General features: G+C 75.6%; 19 protein-coding genes. 14 read left to right on the top strand and 5 right to left on the bottom strand.

Annotation, left to right across the window (positions count from 1 at the left end; translation table 11 throughout):
* Window positions 1-264: 264 nt before the first annotated feature.
* From FN207_RS12695 to FN207_RS12675, 5 genes are all read left to right on the top strand, one after another.
* Window positions 265-2937: a winged helix-turn-helix domain-containing protein gene (locus FN207_RS12695; RefSeq protein WP_142458862.1), complete on the top strand. Its 2673-nt coding sequence runs from the start codon at window positions 265-267 to the stop codon at window positions 2935-2937.
* Between the two features lie 119 nt (window positions 2938-3056).
* Window positions 3057-3434 carry a hypothetical protein gene (locus FN207_RS12690; protein WP_142458861.1) on the top strand — a complete coding sequence of 126 codons (378 nt, stop codon included), beginning with the start codon at window positions 3057-3059 and terminating at the stop codon, window positions 3432-3434.
* A 165-nt stretch (window positions 3435-3599) separates the two neighbouring features.
* A complete protein-coding gene (locus FN207_RS12685) occupies window positions 3600-4043 on the top strand; it encodes a DUF7144 family membrane protein (RefSeq protein ID WP_142458860.1) in 444 nt (147 codons plus the stop codon).
* A gap of 186 nt (window positions 4044-4229) precedes the next feature.
* Window positions 4230-4460 (top strand): hypothetical protein, encoded by a 231-nt coding sequence (locus FN207_RS12680; protein ID WP_142458859.1) that lies wholly within the window; start codon window positions 4230-4232, stop codon window positions 4458-4460.
* Window positions 4461-4572: 112 nt separating this feature from the next.
* On the top strand, window positions 4573-4947 hold the full coding sequence (locus tag FN207_RS12675) for a PLDc N-terminal domain-containing protein (RefSeq protein ID WP_185938315.1): 375 nt from the start codon (window positions 4573-4575) through the stop codon (window positions 4945-4947).
* A gap of 107 nt (window positions 4948-5054) precedes the next feature.
* On the opposite strand, the gene FN207_RS12670 is transcribed toward FN207_RS12675, so the two are convergent.
* On the bottom strand, window positions 5055-5417 hold the full coding sequence (locus FN207_RS12670) for a carboxymuconolactone decarboxylase family protein (protein WP_142458857.1): 363 nt from the start codon (window positions 5415-5417) through the stop codon (window positions 5055-5057).
* Between the two features lie 92 nt (window positions 5418-5509).
* On the bottom strand, window positions 5510-5974 hold the full coding sequence (locus tag FN207_RS12665) for a hypothetical protein (protein ID WP_142458856.1): 465 nt from the start codon (window positions 5972-5974) through the stop codon (window positions 5510-5512).
* Window positions 5975-6088: 114 nt separating this feature from the next.
* Between FN207_RS12665 and FN207_RS12660 the strand changes: the two genes are divergently transcribed.
* Complete coding sequence (locus FN207_RS12660; protein WP_185938314.1) at window positions 6089-6676, top strand: HdeD family acid-resistance protein; 588 nt, start codon at window positions 6089-6091, stop codon at window positions 6674-6676.
* A gap of 37 nt (window positions 6677-6713) precedes the next feature.
* Here FN207_RS12660 and FN207_RS12655 read toward each other — a convergent pair whose 3' ends face one another.
* Complete coding sequence (locus FN207_RS12655) at window positions 6714-8315, bottom strand: MFS transporter (RefSeq protein WP_142458854.1); 1602 nt, start codon at window positions 8313-8315, stop codon at window positions 6714-6716.
* 90 nt (window positions 8316-8405) lie between these two features.
* Window positions 8406-8978 (bottom strand): GNAT family N-acetyltransferase, encoded by a 573-nt coding sequence (locus tag FN207_RS12650; protein WP_185938313.1) that lies wholly within the window; start codon window positions 8976-8978, stop codon window positions 8406-8408.
* Window positions 8979-9081: 103 nt separating this feature from the next.
* Between FN207_RS12650 and FN207_RS12645 the strand changes: the two genes are divergently transcribed.
* The 7 genes from FN207_RS12645 (at window position 9082) to FN207_RS12615 (ending at window position 15683) form a co-directional block, all read left to right on the top strand.
* Window positions 9082-9333, top strand: coding sequence for a hypothetical protein (locus FN207_RS12645; protein ID WP_142458852.1), 252 nt, complete (start codon window positions 9082-9084; stop codon window positions 9331-9333).
* A gap of 63 nt (window positions 9334-9396) precedes the next feature.
* On the top strand, window positions 9397-10365 hold the full coding sequence (locus FN207_RS12640; RefSeq protein ID WP_142458851.1) for an NADPH:quinone oxidoreductase family protein: 969 nt from the start codon (window positions 9397-9399) through the stop codon (window positions 10363-10365).
* Window positions 10366-10600: 235 nt separating this feature from the next.
* A complete protein-coding gene (locus FN207_RS12635; RefSeq protein WP_246066017.1) occupies window positions 10601-11422 on the top strand; it encodes an ABC transporter ATP-binding protein in 822 nt (273 codons plus the stop codon).
* A complete protein-coding gene (locus FN207_RS12630) occupies window positions 11410-12288 on the top strand; it encodes an ABC transporter ATP-binding protein (protein ID WP_246066016.1) in 879 nt (292 codons plus the stop codon). Before FN207_RS12635 ends, FN207_RS12630 begins: the two co-directional genes overlap by 13 nt.
* Window positions 12285-13175 (top strand): branched-chain amino acid ABC transporter permease, encoded by an 891-nt coding sequence (locus FN207_RS12625; protein WP_142458850.1) that lies wholly within the window; start codon window positions 12285-12287, stop codon window positions 13173-13175. Before FN207_RS12630 ends, FN207_RS12625 begins: the two co-directional genes overlap by 4 nt.
* Entirely contained in the window at window positions 13168-14442 is a 1275-nt protein-coding gene (locus FN207_RS12620; protein ID WP_142458849.1) for a branched-chain amino acid ABC transporter permease, read from the top strand. Before FN207_RS12625 ends, FN207_RS12620 begins: the two co-directional genes overlap by 8 nt.
* Window positions 14439-15683 carry an ABC transporter substrate-binding protein gene (locus FN207_RS12615; RefSeq protein WP_142458848.1) on the top strand — a complete coding sequence of 415 codons (1245 nt, stop codon included), beginning with the start codon at window positions 14439-14441 and terminating at the stop codon, window positions 15681-15683. Before FN207_RS12620 ends, FN207_RS12615 begins: the two co-directional genes overlap by 4 nt.
* A 59-nt stretch (window positions 15684-15742) precedes the next feature.
* Here FN207_RS12615 and FN207_RS12610 read toward each other — a convergent pair whose 3' ends face one another.
* Window positions 15743-17407 (bottom strand): CocE/NonD family hydrolase, encoded by a 1665-nt coding sequence (locus FN207_RS12610; RefSeq protein ID WP_221888166.1) that lies wholly within the window; start codon window positions 17405-17407, stop codon window positions 15743-15745.
* A 126-nt stretch (window positions 17408-17533) separates the two neighbouring features.
* On the opposite strand from FN207_RS12610, the gene FN207_RS12605 reads away from it, so the two are divergent.
* Window positions 17534-17995, top strand: a complete 462-nt coding sequence (locus FN207_RS12605) for a RidA family protein (RefSeq protein ID WP_142458847.1) — start codon at window positions 17534-17536, stop codon at window positions 17993-17995.
* The last annotated feature ends 13 nt before the right edge of the window (window positions 17996-18008 follow it).

The following is an 18008-nucleotide window of genomic DNA, read 5'->3' as shown; positions in this document are numbered from 1 at the left end:
CGGGGACGGACGGTTCCAGCCCGTCCGCGAGGACCGCGGCCGGGGGCACCGGACCCACGAGGGTGACGCCCACCGGCGGCTGCGGGATCGTCCCGGGCGGACGAGCGGGAGCCGGCTGCGGACCTCCCTCACCCGGTACGGGTGGGGTGCCGCCGTCCTCCCGGGAGGACGCTCGTCAGCGGCCTCCGGGCGGGAGCGTGTCCCGGCGGCCGGCGGCCGGCGGGAGCGGTACCGGTCCGCGCCGTCGACAGCAGGGAGTGACCGATGATGAGGTCCCCGGCGCCAGGACGGCCTCCCGCGCCGGTCCGGCCGGCGGGGACGGCCGGGCGCGGGGGACCGCCCCTGCTGGAGACCAAGCTCGCGCCACCCGTGCGGGCGGCGGCCACCGTCCTGCGGCGGCGCCCGACGGACCTGCTGACGGCGGAGGTGCAGCGTTCCCCGCTCACCCTGCTCAGTGGTCCCGCGGGTTCGGGCAAGACCGTGCTGGCCTCCTCCTGGCGGCAGGACCAGGGCCCGGGACGGCCGGTCGCCTGGCTGACCCTGGACGGCTACGACGACGACCCCGCCGTGTTCTGGAGCTACGTCGTCGAGGCACTGGCCCGCGTCGGCGTGCCCGTGTCGGACGTCCCCGCCCCGGTCCCGGGCGAGCCGCCGGGCGCCTCGCTGGTGCCGCGCCTGGTGGCCGACGTCGCCGCGTGCGCCCGCCCCGTCGTCCTGGTCCTCGACGACGCCGACCACCTCACCGACCGGTCCATCGCGGCGGGCCTCGACCTGCTCCTCCGGCACGCGGGCAGCCGGCTGCGGCTGGTGGTGTGCGGCCGGGCCGACCCGCCGCTGCCCCTGCACCGCTACCGGCTCGACGGCACGATGTCCGAGATCCGCGGCGACCAGCTGGCCTTCACCGCCGAGGAGACCCGGGACCTGTTCGCCGCGACGGGCGTCCCGGTGACCGACGAGGCCGCGCGGGCCCTGTGCGCGGAGGCCGAGGGCTGGGCGGTCGGCCTGCGGCTCGCCGCCGCGCGCCTGAAGCAGGGCACGCCGCCCGAGCGGCTGGTCACGTCGCTGGCGCACGACGACGGCAGCGTCGCCCAGTACCTGTTCGCGGAGGTCCTCGAGGGTCAGCCGGCCGGTGTCCGGCGGGTCCTGCTGCGCACGAGCGTGACCCCAGAGCTGTGGCCCGACCTCGTGGACCGGCTGAGCGGCCGCCGCAACACCCGGCGCGTCCTGACGGGCCTGGCGCACGCCAACGCGTTCGTCGAGCTGTCGCCGGGCGCGCCCGGCGGTCTGCGCGTCCACCCGCTCTTCCGCGAGATGCTGCAGGCGCAGCTCGCCTACGAGCACCCGGCGGACCTGGCCGCCCTGCACCGGACGTGCGCCGCCTGGTACGCCGCGGAGGGGCGGCCCCGGACGGCGGTGGCGCACGCGGTCGCCGCGGAGGACTGGGGGTCCGTCAGCCGGCTGCTCGTCGACGACCTGCTCGTCCCGCGCCTGCTCGTGCACGGGACCGACGCCGCGCTGCACGGGCTGCGGTCCCTGCCGCCCGGCGTGCACGGTCCCGAGGCCGCGGTGGTCCGGACGGTCGTGGCCCTCGCCGCGGGCGACGGCCCGGACCCGGCCGACCTCGCGGCGGCGGGGAGGGCCGCCGCAGAGGGCGGCCGGCTGCCCCTGCGCCTGTCGGCCGGCCTCGCCTGCCTGGTCGCCGACGCGCGGACCGGGGTCCCGCCGGCCACGCTGCGCGACCGGGCCGAGGACGCCACCGCCCTGGTCGCCGGGCTGCCCGAGGAGGAGCACCGGGCGCGCAGCGAGAGCACCGCGGTGCTGGCCCACGTGCGCTCGGCCGCCGTCCTCCGGACCGACGCGCCCACGCGGCAGCTGCTCCCCGTGCTGCGGGCGGCGGCCGCGACGGCGCACACCGCGGGCTCCCGCCGCCTGCGGAGGCGCGCACTCGGCACCCTCGCCCTGCTCGAGGCGCTCGAGGGACACCTGACCCGGGCCACCCAGCTCGTCCGGACCGCCGAGGCGCTGGCCACCGAGGACGGCGCCGAGGAGACGGCGCGCGACCCCGACGCCGCGACCGCGCAGGCCTGGGTCCACCTCCGCCGCTACGCGCCGGCCGAGTCGCGGGACTGGCTGGGCCGGGCCCGGGCGCGGACGCGCGCGGCCGCACCGGGAGCGGCGGGCCCGGACCCGCTGCAGGCCGTGCTGCAGGCCCAGCACCACCGTCTGCGACACGAGTTCGAGCGCGCCGAGCAGGCCCTGCGCCCCCACCTGGAGGGCGACCTCCTGCCGCGGTGGACGGCCGAGCAGGTCGTCACCGAGGTGGTGCGGCTGGCAGTCGCCCGCGGGCACGTGGAGGACGGACTCGCGATCCTCCGGGACCGGGGCCGCGACGAGCCCTGGAGCCGGAGCCTGCAGGCGTTCCTCGGTCCGCCCGGCGGGCCGGTGGAGGTCGGCGGGCGGTCAGCGGGGTCGCTGTCGGAGGTGGTCGAGTCGGCGGTCGTGCGGGCCTGGCAGCTCCTGGGGCGCGGTGACGTGCCCGCGGCGGCGGAGCAGCTCGCCGGAGCGCTGGACCGCGCGCGCCCGGAGCTGCTGCGCTGGCCGTTCGTCGACACCCCGCCGGAGGTGCGGCGGCTCCTGCGCACCCACCCCCGGCTGCGGGGCCCCGGGGCGTGGGTCGACCCGTCGAGCGGTGCCGTGCCGGCGGTCCCGGGTGAGCGGACCGCGGCGTCGGCGGCCGAGGTGGTGCAGCAGCTGAGCGACCGCGAGACGGAGGTGCTGAGCCACCTGGCGGAGGTGCTCTCCACCGGCGAGATCGCGGCGGCCATGTCCATCTCGGTGAACACGGTGCGCACGCACATCCGGAGCATCCTGCGCAAGCTCGCCGTGAGCCGCCGCCACCAGGCGGTCCGGAGGGCACGCGAGCGCGGGCTGCTCTGAGTCCGCGGGCTCTCCTCCCCGCAGGAGGAGGCGCGCTCCCCGTCCTCCCCTCCAGGCTCGGGGCGCAGCTGGCGGGGAGGACCCCGCCCGCCGGCCCGTGGGCAGGGAGGTCCGAGGACGTGGCATCGGAGGACGTGGCAGCGGCGCGCATCCGGTACGAGCTCCGCGTGGGGACCCACGTGGGCGCCGCGGCGCTGTCCACCTTCCGCGTTCCCGTCAGGCCCACCGTCGTGCCGCGCCGGGCGGTGTACCGGTTGCGGGTCCCCGCCGACCGCGACCTCGCCGAGGTGCTCGTCCGGCTGACCGAGCGCGACGTGCAGGTGCTGGAGATCCGCCGGTGCCCGGACGGACGGCACCGGGACGGCGGCTCCCCGCCCGCGGGACCGGACGCGTCCCCCGGGACGTCCGGGGACCCGCCGCCGGGCGGGGACGGCGTCGTCGTTCCGTTCCGGGCGGCACCGCGGGGACCCCGCGCGGCCCGCCCCTGGACCCGGTGAGCCCGGGCACGACACCGGCGGTCTCCCGCTGCCGCGTCTCATGCAGGGCGGACGATGCCCCGCCGCGGCCCGGGTCCCACGCTGTCGTCGCACGCCATCGGAACCCCCGCCCGACCGCCCTCCCGGGACGGCCGGAGCCGGGGGCGGACCTCGGAGGACAGCCAGATGACGGACACCTCGCACCGCGATCCCACGGAGACCGGCGTCCCGAACCGCGAGCCCATGTCGGGCTGGGCGGGCTGGGTCGTCTTCGCCGGCGTCATGCTCATCACGCTGGGCGCCTTCCAGATCGTCGAGGGGCTGGTGGCCCTCTTCGACGACGGCTTCTACGCGGTCACCTCGGGCGGTCTCGTGGTGGACGTGGACTACAACACCTGGGGCTGGATCCACCTCGCGATCGGCGTCATCGGCGTCCTCGCCGGCCTGGGACTGCTCGCCGGCAACATGGTCGCCCGCGTCGTCGGCGTCGGGATCGCCCTGGTCAGCGCGCTGGCGAACCTGGTGTTCATCTCCGCCTACCCGCTGTGGTCGGTCATCATGATCACCATCGACGTCATCGTGATCTTCGCGATCATCGTCCACGGCCGGGAGGTCAAGAGCTACCGCTGAGCGCCACCCCCGGGTGCCGCCGTCGGCGGCCCCGGCATCGGGGCTCGTGGTCACCCTCCGGAGCACGCCTGTCGTCCCGCGAGGGTCGGCGGACCGCTGGCCGGCCGGGTCGGCTCCGGCCGGAGCCGACCCGGGGGAGGGTGCCCGCGGAACGCCGGTCCGGACCGATCACCAGGAGGGCGCACGATGGGACGTCAGGTGTACGAGCTCCGGGTGCGCGGCCCGGTCCCGGCCGACCTGCTCGAGGAGATCGGCGCCGAGGACCTCGGCGAGGAACCGGCCCTGACCGTCCTGCGGACGGCGGCGACCGACCAGTCGGGGCTGCACGGCGTGCTGCAACGACTGCGCAGCCTGGGCCTGGACCTGCTGGAGGTCCGCGTGGCCGGGCCCGACCCGCTCGACCCCGGCGCCCCCTGAGCGGCGGGGTCCCCGGGGGACACGCTCGCGCCGACCTCATCCCGCCGGGATGAGCCTCCCCGGCGGCGTCCCGCCCACGATCGGGCCAGCCCACCGCTCCCGAGGAGGACCCATGCCCCTGCTCGACCTGTTCTGGACCACGCTGATCCTCTTCGGCTGGATCCTGTGGTTCCTGCTGCTGTTCCGCGTGTACGGGGACCTGTTCTCGCGGCGCGACATCGGCGGCTGGGCGAAGACGGCCTGGGTCGTCGTCACCCTGGTGCTGCCCATGCTCGGGGTGTTCGCCTACCTCGTGGGGCAGGGCCACGGGATGGCCGAGCGGTCCGCCGCCGCGCTCGAGCGGCGGCGGCTGGCGACCGACGACCACATCCGGTCGGTGGCGGCCGCCGCGGACGCCCAGCAGGGCGCCAAGGCCCGCGAGCTGCTGCAGAAGGGGACCATCACGCCCGCCGAGTACGAGCAGCTGGTCCCGTCCGCGCGCAGCTGACCCCGGCCCCTCCGTCCCCGGGGGGAGTCGTCCCCGTGATCGTCAGCGCACGGCACCGGTCCTGCCCCGGGACTCCCCGGAGCAGGACCGGTGCCGTGCGGCCGGGCCTACCGCGAGCGCTGCTCGGGGATCGAGTCGGCGATCGCAGCCGCACCCATCACCCCGCGCAGGATGTTGCCGGCCGCCGCGGTCACCCGGGCGCTGCCGACGACGGGGGCGATCGCGACCAGGACCGCCTGCGCCTGCTCGACGGTCATGCCGGTCTCCGCGGCGGCCCCGAGGGTGATCAGGTAGGACATCGGTGGCGCGTCCATCGCCACCAGGGCGGCCAGCCGGACGAGCAGGTAGGTCTCGTCGTCGAGGCCCGAACGCTCCAGCGCGTCGAGGTTCATCGACAGCAGGGTCTCGAGGACCGGGGCGTCTCCCTGGGCGATGCGGCCGAGGGCGTTGTCCGGGGCGGTCTGGGTCATGGCTCCTCCTGAGGACGGGGACTGCGCGTCCACCCTCGGGAAGGGAGCGCCTGCGGTCCTCATCCGATGCGGACGAAGAACGCGCGCGTTCCTCAGCAGCCGGAGCCGGCCTCGTCGACGAGGCCGCCGGCCGACTGCACGAAGGCGCTGACGGCGGTGGCCGTGGTCGCCAGCGTGCCGGCGGACGGGTCGGCCTGGGCGGCGTCGAGGGCCTGCCCGACGGCGTCGGCCTGGGCCTGGACGCCCTCGACCTGGTCGCCGTACTCGGCGCGGGCGGCGTCGGCGAACTGTCCCCAGTCGTCCTGGACCGTCGTCCACGCCGTCCCGAGCGCGGCGGTGCCCTCCTGGACCACCGGGACGTCCCCCAGTGCCGCCAGCGACGTGCGGAGGTCGCCGGCGGCGTCGCACACCTCGGCGCCGCCGGACGATGCCGCGGACGATGCGGCGGACGATGCCGCGGTGCTCGCCGCGGGGGTCCCGGAGTCCGATCCCGAGGAGCAGGCGGCGAGTCCCACCCCGACGGCGAGGGTCAGCACCGCGGCCACGCGCTTCGACATGCCCGAACGGTGCCGCGCGCCGGCGGGTCGGGGCGTCATCCCCGGGGGATGAGGTCGGCCGGCACCGACGGCGACAGGGTCGTTCGGCACGGACCCGACCGGGGAGGAGCCGGCATGACCGCGAACGTCTCGGGCCAGCACGTGCGGGCCACCCCGGACCGGCACACCGGCGTGCGCGTCGTCGTCGGTCTGCTCGGCCTGTCCGCCGTCGTGCTGGGCGTCGTCCTGCTCTTCTCGCCGGTCGCCGCGGCGCGCACCCTGGCCCTGCTGGTCGGGCTCTCCTTCGTCGTCGGCGGGCTGCTGGAGCTCTCCCTCGGGTGGGCCGGCGCCGGGCACCGGCGCTGGGCCTCGGTGCTCCTCGGTGCCGTCCTGGCCGTCGGGGGCGTCCTCGCCATCGCGTGGCCCGGCATCACCCTGGTGGCGCTGGCCGTGATCACCGGCCTGACGCTGATCACCCACGGCGCCACCCGGGTCGGCGTCGCCGTGGTCGCCCGCGACGAGGTCCCCGGCTGGGGGTGGCTGGCGCTCGCCGGCGCGGTGAACGTGCTCATCGGCGTGATCGCGATCGTCTGGCCCCAGGCCACCGTGCTCGTCCTCTCCCTCGTGCTCGGCGCGCAGATCGCCGCCTTCGGCGTGCTGCTGCTGGTCGCCGCGTTCTGGCACCCCGCCGGCGCCCGCCCGGCCGGACCGGGCGCCGGCTGATCCGCGCCCGCCGGAGCCGCTCCGGCCCGGCCGCGGTTCAGCCGGCTGCCAGGCCCTCGGCCGTGTTCGCCGGGACGGGATCGGGCAGCCGCGCCATCCGGGAGGAGGTGGCCAGGCCGAGGAGGCCCGCGAGGATCGGGATCACCAGGGCCACCTGCAGCGCCACCGGCCGGCTCTCGGTGTTGATGCGGACGATCTCCTCGCGGGTGGCCGCAGGCTGGTCGGCGAGCAGCTCCTCGAGTCCGGTGGTGCTCAGCAGCTGGGCGTCGTCCTCCAGGACGTCGGCCACCTGCTGCTGCTCGGCGGGCGACAGGACGTCGCTGTCGTCGGCGCGGGTGGTGAAGGTGACGGCGAGCGCGGCGAGCATGATCGCGCCGGCGAAGGCCAGCCCGAAGGACAGCCCGAAGGACCCGGCCGCGGAGTTCACCCCGGCGGCCTCGCTGACCCGCTCGTCGGAGACCGGGCTGAGCGTGTAGTTGTTCAGCTGCGACACCAGCAGCCCGAGTCCCGAGCCCGCGACGAGCAGGGGCGGCAGGAGCCACCAGCCGGAGTCGGCCCGCGGCACGAGCGGGACCAGGACCACCAGCCCGGCGGTGAACAGCCCGAACCCCCAGCGGACGATCGTCGACGGGCGGTGCCGGCCCGCTCGCCGGCCGGCCAGCAGCGCGACGGCGAACATGCTCAGCGACAGCGGGGCGATGGACAGGCCGGCCTGCAGCGCGTCGTACTCCAGCACCATCTGCAGGTAGAGCGGCAGCACGATCATGGTGCCGCCCAGGGCGATCTGCTGGAGCAGCTGGGAGGAGACGCCCAGCCGGAAGTACCGGGACGCGAACAGCCCGGGGTCGAGCAGCGTCGACGCTCCGGAGCGCTTGCGGCGCCGCAGCCACCAGACCAGGGCGCCCATCGCCACCAGGCCGATCGCCATCAGCGCCGCGACGGACTCCCCGCCCTCCTGCCAGACCAGGATGCTCAGCACGGTGCCGCCCATGGCGAGGACCGACAGCACGGCACCGACGGCGTCGACCTGCCGCGGCCCGGTGTAGGGCACGTCGTGGACCAGCCGGATGCCCGAGAGCACGACGGCGATGACGACGGCCTCGAGCGCGAAGCCGACCCGCCAGGACAGGAACGTGGTGATGACGCCGCCGAGCAGCGGGCCGACCGCCGCGGCGATGGCCGCCGCGGCACCCACGAGGGCGTAGACCCGCGTCCGGGCCGGCCCCTCGAAGTTGCCGTGCACGAGGGACTGCATGGCCGGGAGCAGCAGGGACGCGCCCAGACCGCCGACCACCGCCCAGAACACGATGATCGCGACCAGGCTCTGGGCCATCGTCATGGCCACCGCGCCGACGGCGTAGCCCAGCAGGCCCAGCACGTAGGCCCGCCTGCGGCCGAACAGGTCGCCGACCTTGCCGCCGATGAGGATGAACGCCGCGGACACCAGCGCCTCGAGCGCGATCGCGGACTGCACGCCGGAGACCGTCGTGCCGAGGTCCTCCACGACCGCCGAGATCGACACGTTCATCAGCGAGGTGTCGACGACGAGCACGAACATCGCCATCGCCAGCAGCAGGGCGAGCAGGGTGTTCCCCGTCGCGGCCGGGGGAGTCGGCGGGTCCGCGCGGTCGGTCGCCATCCGGCCATCGTCGGCCGGACGGGCGTCCGGGGGCCTCATCCGCCCGAGGTGAGGCCGCCGCCGGGAGGAGGGTGCGGCGGGTCGCCGGGCTCAGCCGGCGGGCGGGAGGTCGGTGACCTCGACGGTGAGCTCGCCACCGCCCTCGTGGCGGGCGGTCATCCGGCCCACCCGGCCCAGCATCCGCAGCGAGGCGCGGTTCTCCGCCGCGACGACGGTGCGCAGCCGGACGACGCCGCGGGGACGGCGGGCGAGCAGCGCGTCCATCAGCGCCCGGCCCACCCCGCGGCCCTGCCAGGCGTCCGCGACGGTGACCGCGACGTCGGCCGCCTCCGGGTCGTCCGGGTAGCGCACCAGGCGGGCGACGCCGACCTGCCGGGCACCCCCCTCGTCGGGGAACACGGTGAGGAGGACGGCGACGTGGTCGACGCCGTCCACCCCGTCGACGAGCAGCCGCAGCATCGAGTCCGACAGCTCCGGCAGTTCGGTGAGGAAGCGCAGGCGCCGCGACTCCGGGGACAGCTCGGCGTAGGCCAGCCGCAGGGCCTCGCCGTCGGTGTCGAGCAGCGGCCAGATCATGGCCGGCGTCCCGTCGGCGAGGACGGCCTCCGTGAGCGGCCCGGCCGGGGCGGGCGCGCGCCGGGCGGTCGTGCCGATGGTCTCCACGATCGGTGCAACGCCCGCGCGCGGCGGATGCCTCCGGGATGTGCCCGATCGCACGGTGCGCGCCCTCGTTGCCCCCGGGCCCGGCGGCGCGCAGCCTGGTCGCATGAGCCGTAGCGGGACGTCGGTGGGCACGGTCGTGCGCTGGGACGAGCAGGCGCACGGCGCGGTGATCGAGGTGCCGGACCTGTCCGGCGACGTCTGGGCCGACGCCACCGCCGTCGACACCGCCGAGGGCACGCTGCGCGCCGGGCAGGTGGTCTCCGTCGAGTGGACCGAGACGCAGGAGCACGGCCGGCCGTTCCGGGCGGTGCGGGTGCGGCGGCGGCAGGACCTGCAGGCGACGCCGGGCGCCTGAGCCGGCCCTGCGAGACTCGCCGCACCGTCTCCCAGTGTCGTCTCCCCGTTTCCAGGAGGACCCGTGCGCGCCGCCCAGATCACCCGCCTCGACGGCCCCTCGGCCATCTCCGTCGTCGACGTCCCCGAGCCCGACGGCGCCGGCAAGGTGGTCGTCGACGTGCACGTCGCCGGCGTCACCTTCCCCGAGGTGCTGCTCAGCCGCGGCGAGTACCAGCTCAAGCCGCAGCCGCCGTTCGTGCCCGGCAGCGAGGTGGCCGGCGTGGTCCGCAGCGCCCCCGAGCGCAGCGGCCTCACCGCCGGCCAGCGGGTGGCCGCCTTCCCCGGCTTCGGCGGGTTCGCGGAGGTCGCCGTGGCCGACCCGGGCTTCGTCTTCCCGCTGCCCGACTCCGTCTCCTTCGAGCAGGGCGCCGCGTTGCCCATGAACTACCTGACGATGCACTTCGCGCTGCGCCGGCGCGGGCAGCTGCGCGAGGGCGAGACGGTGCTCGTGCACGGCGCCGCCGGCGGTCTCGGGACGGCGGGCGTGCAGCTGGCCAAGGCCTACGGCGCGCGGGTGTTCGCCGTCGTCTCCAGCGAGGCCAAGGGCGAGGCGGCACGCGCCGCCGGCGCCGACGAGGTCGTCCTCGCCGACGGGTTCCGCGAGCGGGTCACGGAGCTCACCGGCGGCCGCGGCGTCGACGTCGTCGCCGACCCCGTCGGCGGGGACCGCTTCACCGACTCCCTGCGCAGCCTCGGCCGCGAGGGCCGGCTGCTCGTCCTCGGCTTCACCGGCGGCGAGATCCCGACCGTGAAGGTCAACCGGCTGCTGCTCAACAACGTCTCGGTGGTCGGCGTCGGCTGGGGCGCGTTCTGGTCGGGGGAGCCCACCTTCGTCCAGGAGCAGTGGACCGACCTGCTGCCGCTGCTCGAGCAGGGCCGCCTGCAGCCGGTGCTCGGCACGGTGCACGACCTGGCCGACGCCGCCGCCGCGGTGACCGAGCTCGACGAGCGCCGGGCCACCGGCAAGGTGCTCCTGCGCGTGCGCGGCTGACCGGCGGGCACGGGTCCCCGCCACACCCCGCAGGCCGGCGGGGTGTGGCGGCGGCCCGGGAGGCCGGGGAGCGGCGCGCGGCCTAGCAGAGAGCGCCGTGGCGCGCCAGGTGCGCGCATCCCACAGCCCGCCGACGACCCTGTGGCGAGACCGGCCGGAGCCGTATCACCGCGAGGTCACGGCTTGCCCGGCCTGCAGGGCTTTCCTTGACGGCGCCCCTATCGTTCCGCCGCATGTGGGCAACATCACCACCGACCGCGACGGCGCCGTGCTGAGCGTCGACTCGCTGCAGGTGACCTACGGCGGCGCCGTCGAGGCCGTCCGCGGCGTCTCGATGGAGGTGCCCGACGGCGCCGTGGTGGCGGTCCTCGGCAGCAACGGGGCGGGCAAGAGCACGCTGCTGCGCACCATCTCGGGCACCCTGCGGCTGCACCGCGGCCGGGTCGACGCCGGCACGGTCCGCTTCGGCGACCTCGACCTGACCCGCCGCGACCCCGGCCAGATCGTCCGCGCCGGCGTGGTCCAGGTGCCGGAGGGACGGCGGATCTTCGGCCGGCTCACCGTGGAGGAGAACCTGCGCGCCGGCGGCATGGGCAACCGCGACCGCGCCGCCAAGGCCACCGCCCTCACCCGGGTGCACGACCTGTTCCCCGTGCTGCAGGAGCGCAGCGGCCAGCGGGCGGGCCTGCTGTCGGGCGGTGAGCAGCAGATGCTGGCCATCGGCCGCGCCCTCATGGCCAGCCCGAGGCTGCTGCTGCTCGACGAGCCGTCCCTGGGCCTGGCACCGCGGGTCATCGGCCAGATCGGCGAGGTGATCGCCGAGATCAACCGGCAGGGCACCTCGGTGCTGCTGGTCGAGCAGAACGCGACCATGGCGCTGGGGGTGGCCAGCGCCGCCTACGTCCTCGACGTCGGCCGGGTGTCCCTGTCCGGTGACGCCCGCGAGCTGGCGCAGTCCGACGAGGTGCAGCGGCTCTACCTCGGCCACACCGGCGCCTCGCCGGAGCAGCGCACCGAGCGCGCGCCCCGCCGCACCCTGTCGCGGTGGACGGCGTGAGCGCCGCGCCGGCCGCCGCGGCGGCCATCCGCGACGACGTCCCGCCGGTCGAGGTCGAGTCTGTGAGCGTCGCCTTCGGTGCGATCAAGGCGCTCAACGACGTCTCCTTCACCGTCGCGCCGGGCTCGATCCACGCCGTCATCGGGCCCAACGGCGCCGGCAAGTCGACGCTGTTCAACGTCCTCTCCGGCGTCTACCAGGCCACCGAGGGCCGGGTCCGCTTCGGCGACGCCGTGCTCAGCGCCATGCGGCCGTTCCAGATCGCCGGCGTCGGCGTGGCCCGTGCCTTCCAGAACATCGCGCTGTCGGGCACGCAGACCGTCGCCGAGAACCTCATGCTCGGCCGCCACCACCTGACGAAGGCCGGGTTCCTCTCCTCCGGGCTGCGCCTGCCGCGGGCCACCCGCGAGGGGAAGCGGCACGGCGAGCGGATCCGGGAGATCGCCGAGTTCCTCGACCTCGGGGACAAGCTGCACACCCCGGTGGGCGTGCTGTCCTACGGCGACCAGAAGCGGGTCGAGGTGGCCCGGGCGCTGTGCATCGAGCCGCGGCTGCTGCTGCTCGACGAGCCGGTGGCCGGCATGAACGCCCAGGAGACCGCCCGCATGGCCGACGCCATCCGGGAGATCCGCTCGGCCCTGGGGATCACCGTGATCCTCGTCGAGCACGACATGGGGATGGTCATGTCGCTGGCCGACCGGGTGACCGTCCTGGACTTCGGCCGCCGGATCGCCGACGGCACCCCGGCCGAGGTGCAGTCCGACCCCGAGGTCATCCGCGCCTACCTGGGCTCGGGCACCGAGGACAACCCCGCCGACGCCGTCGCCGCCGCTCACCACACCGAGACCCCGGGGAGCCGGTCGTGACCCAGTTCCTGTCCCTGCTGCTCAACGGGATCTCGCTGGGCGCGATCTACGCGCTCATCGCCCTGGGCTTCGTGATCATCTTCAAGGCCAGCGAGGTCGTCAGCTTCACCCACGGCTCGCTGCTGCTGCTCGGCGCCTACACCGTCGCCCGGCTGTCGGACCCGCTCGGCTTCCTGCCCGCGGTGCTCATCGGCCTCGCGTTCACCGCCCTGGCGGCGTTCCTCGTCGAGCGGCTGATCATCAACCAGCTGCGCGGGGCCCCGGTGATCAGCCTGGCGATCGTCACGATCGGCGTCGACATCATCATCCTCACCGAGCTGATCCGGCAGATCGGCCCGGACATCCTCAACGTCCCGCACCCGTGGGGCGGCGACTCCGTCCGCATCGGCAGCGTCGGCATCAGCGAGAACCGGCTGATCGCCATGGGCGTCGCCGGCGTGCTGATCATCGCGTTCTTCGCGGCCTTCAAGTACTCCAGCTGGGGCGTGGCGATGCGCGCCTCGGCCGAGGACGGCGAGGCCGCGGCGCTCATGGGCATCCGGCAGGGCCGGGTGTCGGCGCTGGCCTGGATCGTCGCCGGCGTGCTGGCCGCGGTCGCGGCGTTGTTCCTCGTCGGCGCCCCCACGCCGGGGGTCAGCGCGGCCGCCTACACCGTCGCGCTGCGGGCGTTCCCGGCGGCGATCCTCGGCGGGCTGGACTCCACCGGCGGCGCGCTGGTCGGCGGGCTGCTCATCGGCATCACCGAGGCGCTCGCCGCCGGCTACCAGGACCAGCTGTCGTTCCTGGGCCGTGGCTTCGGCGAGGTCGCGCCCTACGTCGTGATGATCATCGTGCTGCTGGTCCGGCCCTCCGGCCTGTTCGGGACCAAGGAGCTGACACGTGTCTGACACCCTGTCCGCGCCGGCCGGCGCCACCCGCCGCACCCCGGCGGCGAACGGGACGGCTGCCCGGCGGTCCCCGGCCCGCTTCCTCAAGCCGCTGGTGCTGCTCGCCCTGCTCGTCGTGCTGCTGGTCCTCCCGCTGTACGTGGAGGAGTTCTGGCTGCGCACGGGCTTCGCCGTCGCCGGCGCGATCGTGGGCGCCATCGGCCTGAACCTGCTGGTCGGCACCACCGGGCAGCTGTCGCTGGCGCACGCGTTCTTCCTCGCGGTCGGCGCGGTCAGCTACACGTTCGTCTCCGGCGAGTCCGGGGGCCTGGGCACCCGGGCGGCGCTGCGCGGCCTGGAACTCCCGCCGATCGTGGGTCTGGTCGTCGGCGTCCTGCTCGCCGGCCTGGCCGGGTTGGTCTTCAGCCCGATCGCCGCCCGGCTGCGCGGGATCTACCTCGGCGTCGCCTCGCTCGGGCTAGTGTTCATCGGCGTCCACGTGCTCAACACCTGGACGCCGGTGACCGGCGGGTTCAACGGCCGCTCGGTGCCGGAGTTCTCCTTGTTCGGGTTCTCCTTCGGCAACGACGACCCGCAGCTGTTCGTCCTCGGCGTCCCCTTCCGGGAGGCCGAGCGGCTCTGGTACCTGGGCATCGTCCTGGCGCTGGCCGCCTACCTGTTCGCCCGCAACCTGCTGCGCAGCCGCCCCGGCCGGGCGCTGCAGACGCTGCGCGACAGCGAGGTCGCCGCCTCGGTCATGGGCGTCAACGTGCAGGCCTACAAGGCGCGGGTCTTCCTGGTCAGCTCGATGTACGCCGGGCTGTCCGGGGTGATGTACGCGCTGTCGATCGGCAGCATCGCGCCGGAGTCCTTCGGCCTGACCGTGTCGATCCTCTTCCTGGCGATGATCGTGCTGGGCGGCCTCGGGTCGGTGGCCGGCGCGGCGTGGGGCGCGGCGTTCGTCACCGCGCTGCCGCTGGTGTTCCAGCAGTTCGCCGACGTGCTGCCGCTGGTCAGCGCGCCCGGCGAGGGCGGCGTCGCGGCCGGCATCGCCGCCCGCTACCTGTTCGGCCTGGCGATCATCCTCGTCGTCCTCTTCGAGCCCGGAGGCCTGGCCGGGATCGCCAACCGCTTCCGCCATCGGGGCCGCAGGTCCGCCCGCAGTCCCGCCCGTGGAGCCCCGGGCGCCCCCGCGGACCCGGCGTCCGGCACCACCGACCCCGCACCGCCCGGTGCACCGTCCGATCCACCATCCGATCCACCGTCACGAGGGAGCAGCAGCAGATGAGAGCTGGAACGCGTCTACGGGGGGCCACCGTCCTGGCCGCCGCCGCCGTCGTGGCGGTGAGCGGCTGCAGCACGAAGGCGCCGGAGAGCAGCGGCGGTGGCGGCGGCGGGAGCGAGGGCGGCGACGTCACCACCGACGTCGGCGTCGAGGGCACCACGATCCGGCTCGGCGTGCTCACCGACTTCACCGGCGTCTTCGCCGCCCTGGGCACCGACATCACCAACGGCAACACGCTGTACTGGGAGGACAACCAGGTCTGCGACACCTACGACGTCGAGCTGGAGGTCCAGGACACCGGCTACGTGCCGCAGACGGGCGTGCAGCTCTACAGCGCGATGGAGCCCAACGTCCTGGCGATGCAGCAGACGATCGGCTCGCCGATCAACACCGCCCTGGCCGGCGACTACGAGAGCGACTCGATCGTCAACTTCCCGTCGGCCTGGGCGCGGACCCTCACCGAGATCCCGGGCACCGGCGTCCTCGGCGCCACCTACGACGTCGAGATCGCCAACGGCTACCAGTACCTGTTCGACCAGGGCCTGCTGCAGGACGGCGCGACCGTCGGGCACATCTACTTCGAGGGCGAGTACGGCGAGAACGGCCTGGCCGGCTCCCGCGCCGTCGCCGAGGCCCGGGGCCTGAACCTCGTCGAGGCGCAGATCAAGTCCACCGACCAGGACATGTCCGCGCAGGTCACCCAGTTCGCCGCGGAGGGCGTGGAGGCGATCGTGCTGACCGTCGCGCCGGGGCAGACCGCCTCGGTGGCCGCGGTGGCGCAGTCGGCCGGCCTGGACGTGCCGATCCTGGGCAGCAACCCCGTGTTCGCGCCCGGCCTGCTCGACGGCCCCTCGGCGCAGTGGCTCAAGGACCACCTGTACGTGGCCGCCCCGTTCAGCAGCTGGGCCGCCCAGCCCGAGCTGCTCGAGCAGTACCAGGCGGCCTACCCGGGCACCACGCCCAGCCCCGGCGGCATCTTCGGGTACGCGATGGGTGAGGTGATGAACCAGGTGCTCGACGCGGCGTGCGAGAGCGGTGACCTGACCCGTGAGGGCGTCATCACCGCGTTCAACGAGCTGACCGACGTCGACACCGGCGGGCTGATCGTGCCGATCGACGCGTTCGAGACCGGCGTGTCGCCGAGCACGCAGAGCTTCATCGTCCGCCCGGCCGACGTGCCCGGCGGTGCCGAGGTCGTCCAGGAGGCCTTCGAGGGCGAGCTGGCCGCCGACCTCGCGGGGTAGCGCACACCAGCACCCATCACCGGCGCCCTCTCCCGCGGGAGGGGGCGCCGGTGGCGTGCTCAGCGCAGGACCGGCAGCTCCAGACGGGACGGGTGCGCCGCGTCGTGGTGGACCTCGAACCGGCACGGCCGGCCGGTGGCCGCCGAGGCGAACGGCTCGCCGGTGCCCAGGTTGCGGGCGAAGCGCGGGAAGGCCCCGCCGGACACCTGCACGCGCAGCCGGTGCCCGGCTCGGAAGCGGTAGGCGGTGGGGAACAGCTCGACGTCGACGGCGAGGACGCCGTCGGGACCCACGGTGACGTCGTCGGCCGGCACGGTGCGCGGGTCCAGCCGCCGGATGCCGTCGACGACGTTGCGCGACACCCCCGCGGCGTCGACGTCGCAGAGCCGGACGAACAGGTCGGCGTGGTCCCGCTCGGTGCGCACGTGCACGCGGGCGCGGACGTGCCCCACGACGTCGAGGTCGCGGGGGAGCGCCGGGCCGGTGAAGACGAGGACGTCGTCGCGGGCCTCCACCGCGGCGTTGTCGGCCTGCTTGCCGGGGCGCTCGAGCAGCGGGCCGCCGACGGTGGGCGTGGGGTCGGCGGGGTCGTAGGTGAACCGGCTGGGCGCGGCGTCGCCGTCCTCCGCCTGCTCGGTGAGCGTGCCGTCGGCGCGCAGGTGGTGGGCGACGGGGGAGCTGCCCGGCGGCGGCCAGGCCGGCGACTCCAGCCACGTGCCGGCCTGCTGCAGGTACAGCCGCACCGGCGCGCCGGTGGGCGCTGGGCCGCCCTGCAGGTGGTGGCGCAGCCAGCGCACGTCGCTGCGGACGATCTCCCGGAGCTCCCCGGGGTCGCCGTGCAGCCACGGGCCGACGGTGATCCGGGCGGGGACCCCGGCGGCGCGCAGGCGCGCGTAGTCGGTGAGCTGGGCGGCGGCGAACAGGTCCCACCAGCCGGTGACCATGCTGGCCGGCGGGAAGCGGGCCAGGTCGGCGTCGTCGTGGTCGGTGGCGTTCCAGAACGGGTCGCCGGGCCCGGCGTGGCCGGTGAAGTCGCGCCAGAAGGGCACCGGTGCGCCGACGGCGGCGGTGTCGGCGGCCTGCAGCGGCAGCATCCGCAGCGCCCGGTGGACCCGCGCCCGCAGGCCCGGGGGCGACAGGGGTGCCGGCAGCCCGCCGGCCTCCTGGCGGCCGATGGCCACCGACCAGCGCAGCGCGTTCTCCAGCCCCGGGGTGCCGTGGTCGTAGAAGGCGGTGGTGATCCGGGCGCCGGTGATGTGCGGCGAGACGGCGACCAGCGGCGGGTCGGCGTAGGGGGCGACGGCCCACTGGGTGTGCCCGAAGTAGCTGCCGCCGGTCATCGCCACCCGGCCGTCGCACCACGGCTGCGCCCGCACCCAGGCGAGGGTGGCCAGGCCGTCCTCGTGCTCGGTGGTGAACGGCCGGAAGTGCCCCCCGGAGCCGAAGGTGCCGCGGGTGGACTGGACGAACACCTGCAGGCCCCGGCGGGCATAGGGGGCGGCGAAGGCGTGCGCGAACAGCCCGGCCCGGCCGTAGGGCAGGCGGATGAGCACGACCGGCTGCGGGCCGCCGGCGCCGGACGGGCGGTAGTGGTCGCCGAGCAGTGTGACGCCGTCGGGCATGGGGACGGCGACGTCCCGCTCCACGGTGTAGGGCCGCGCGCGCAGCGGCAGCCCCAGCGCCGCGTCCGCGAGCAGCCCGCCCAGCCTGGTCAGCACCGGCACGTCTGGTCCTCCCGACTCCGCTGCGGCACCCTGCCCGCGGTCCGGGTCATCGTGGTGCCGCCGGCGGCGCGCCGCCAGGCGTGCGCGGGGTTCCCGCGGCCGCCGGGGGAGGGCCACCATCGGCGGATGGACCTCGACGCGCGACTGACCGACCTGGGCATCGAGCTGCCGGTGCCGAGGAGCCCCGCCGGGAACTACGTGGCCGCCCGCCGGGCGGGGGACGTGCTGTACCTCTCCGGGGCGGGGCCGGTCCGGCCCGACGGGAGCCTGGTCACCGGCAAGGTCGGGGACGGCGGGCTGGACCTCGGGACCGCCCGGGAGGCGGCGCGGCTGACCGGGCTGCAGCTGCTGGGGACCCTGCGGCAGGAGCTCGGCGACCTCGACCGGGTCCGCGCCGTGGTCAAGCTGTTCGGGATGGTCAACTGCGCCCCCGGGTTCACCCGCACCCCCGCCGTCGTCGACGGGTGCTCGGACCTGTTCGTCGAGGTCCTCGGCGAGCGCGGCCGCGCCGCCCGCTCTGCGGTCGGCATGGCCGAGCTGCCCTTCGACATCGCCGTGGAGATCGAGGCGGTCGTGCAGGTCGCCTGAGCCTCCGGCGGGC

Origin of the sequence: Geodermatophilus aquaeductus, assembly GCF_900182545.1 — a bacterium.
Lineage (GTDB): Bacteria > Actinomycetota > Actinomycetes > Mycobacteriales > Geodermatophilaceae > Geodermatophilus > Geodermatophilus aquaeductus.
This window is presented reverse-complemented; position numbering and strand designations above follow the sequence as displayed.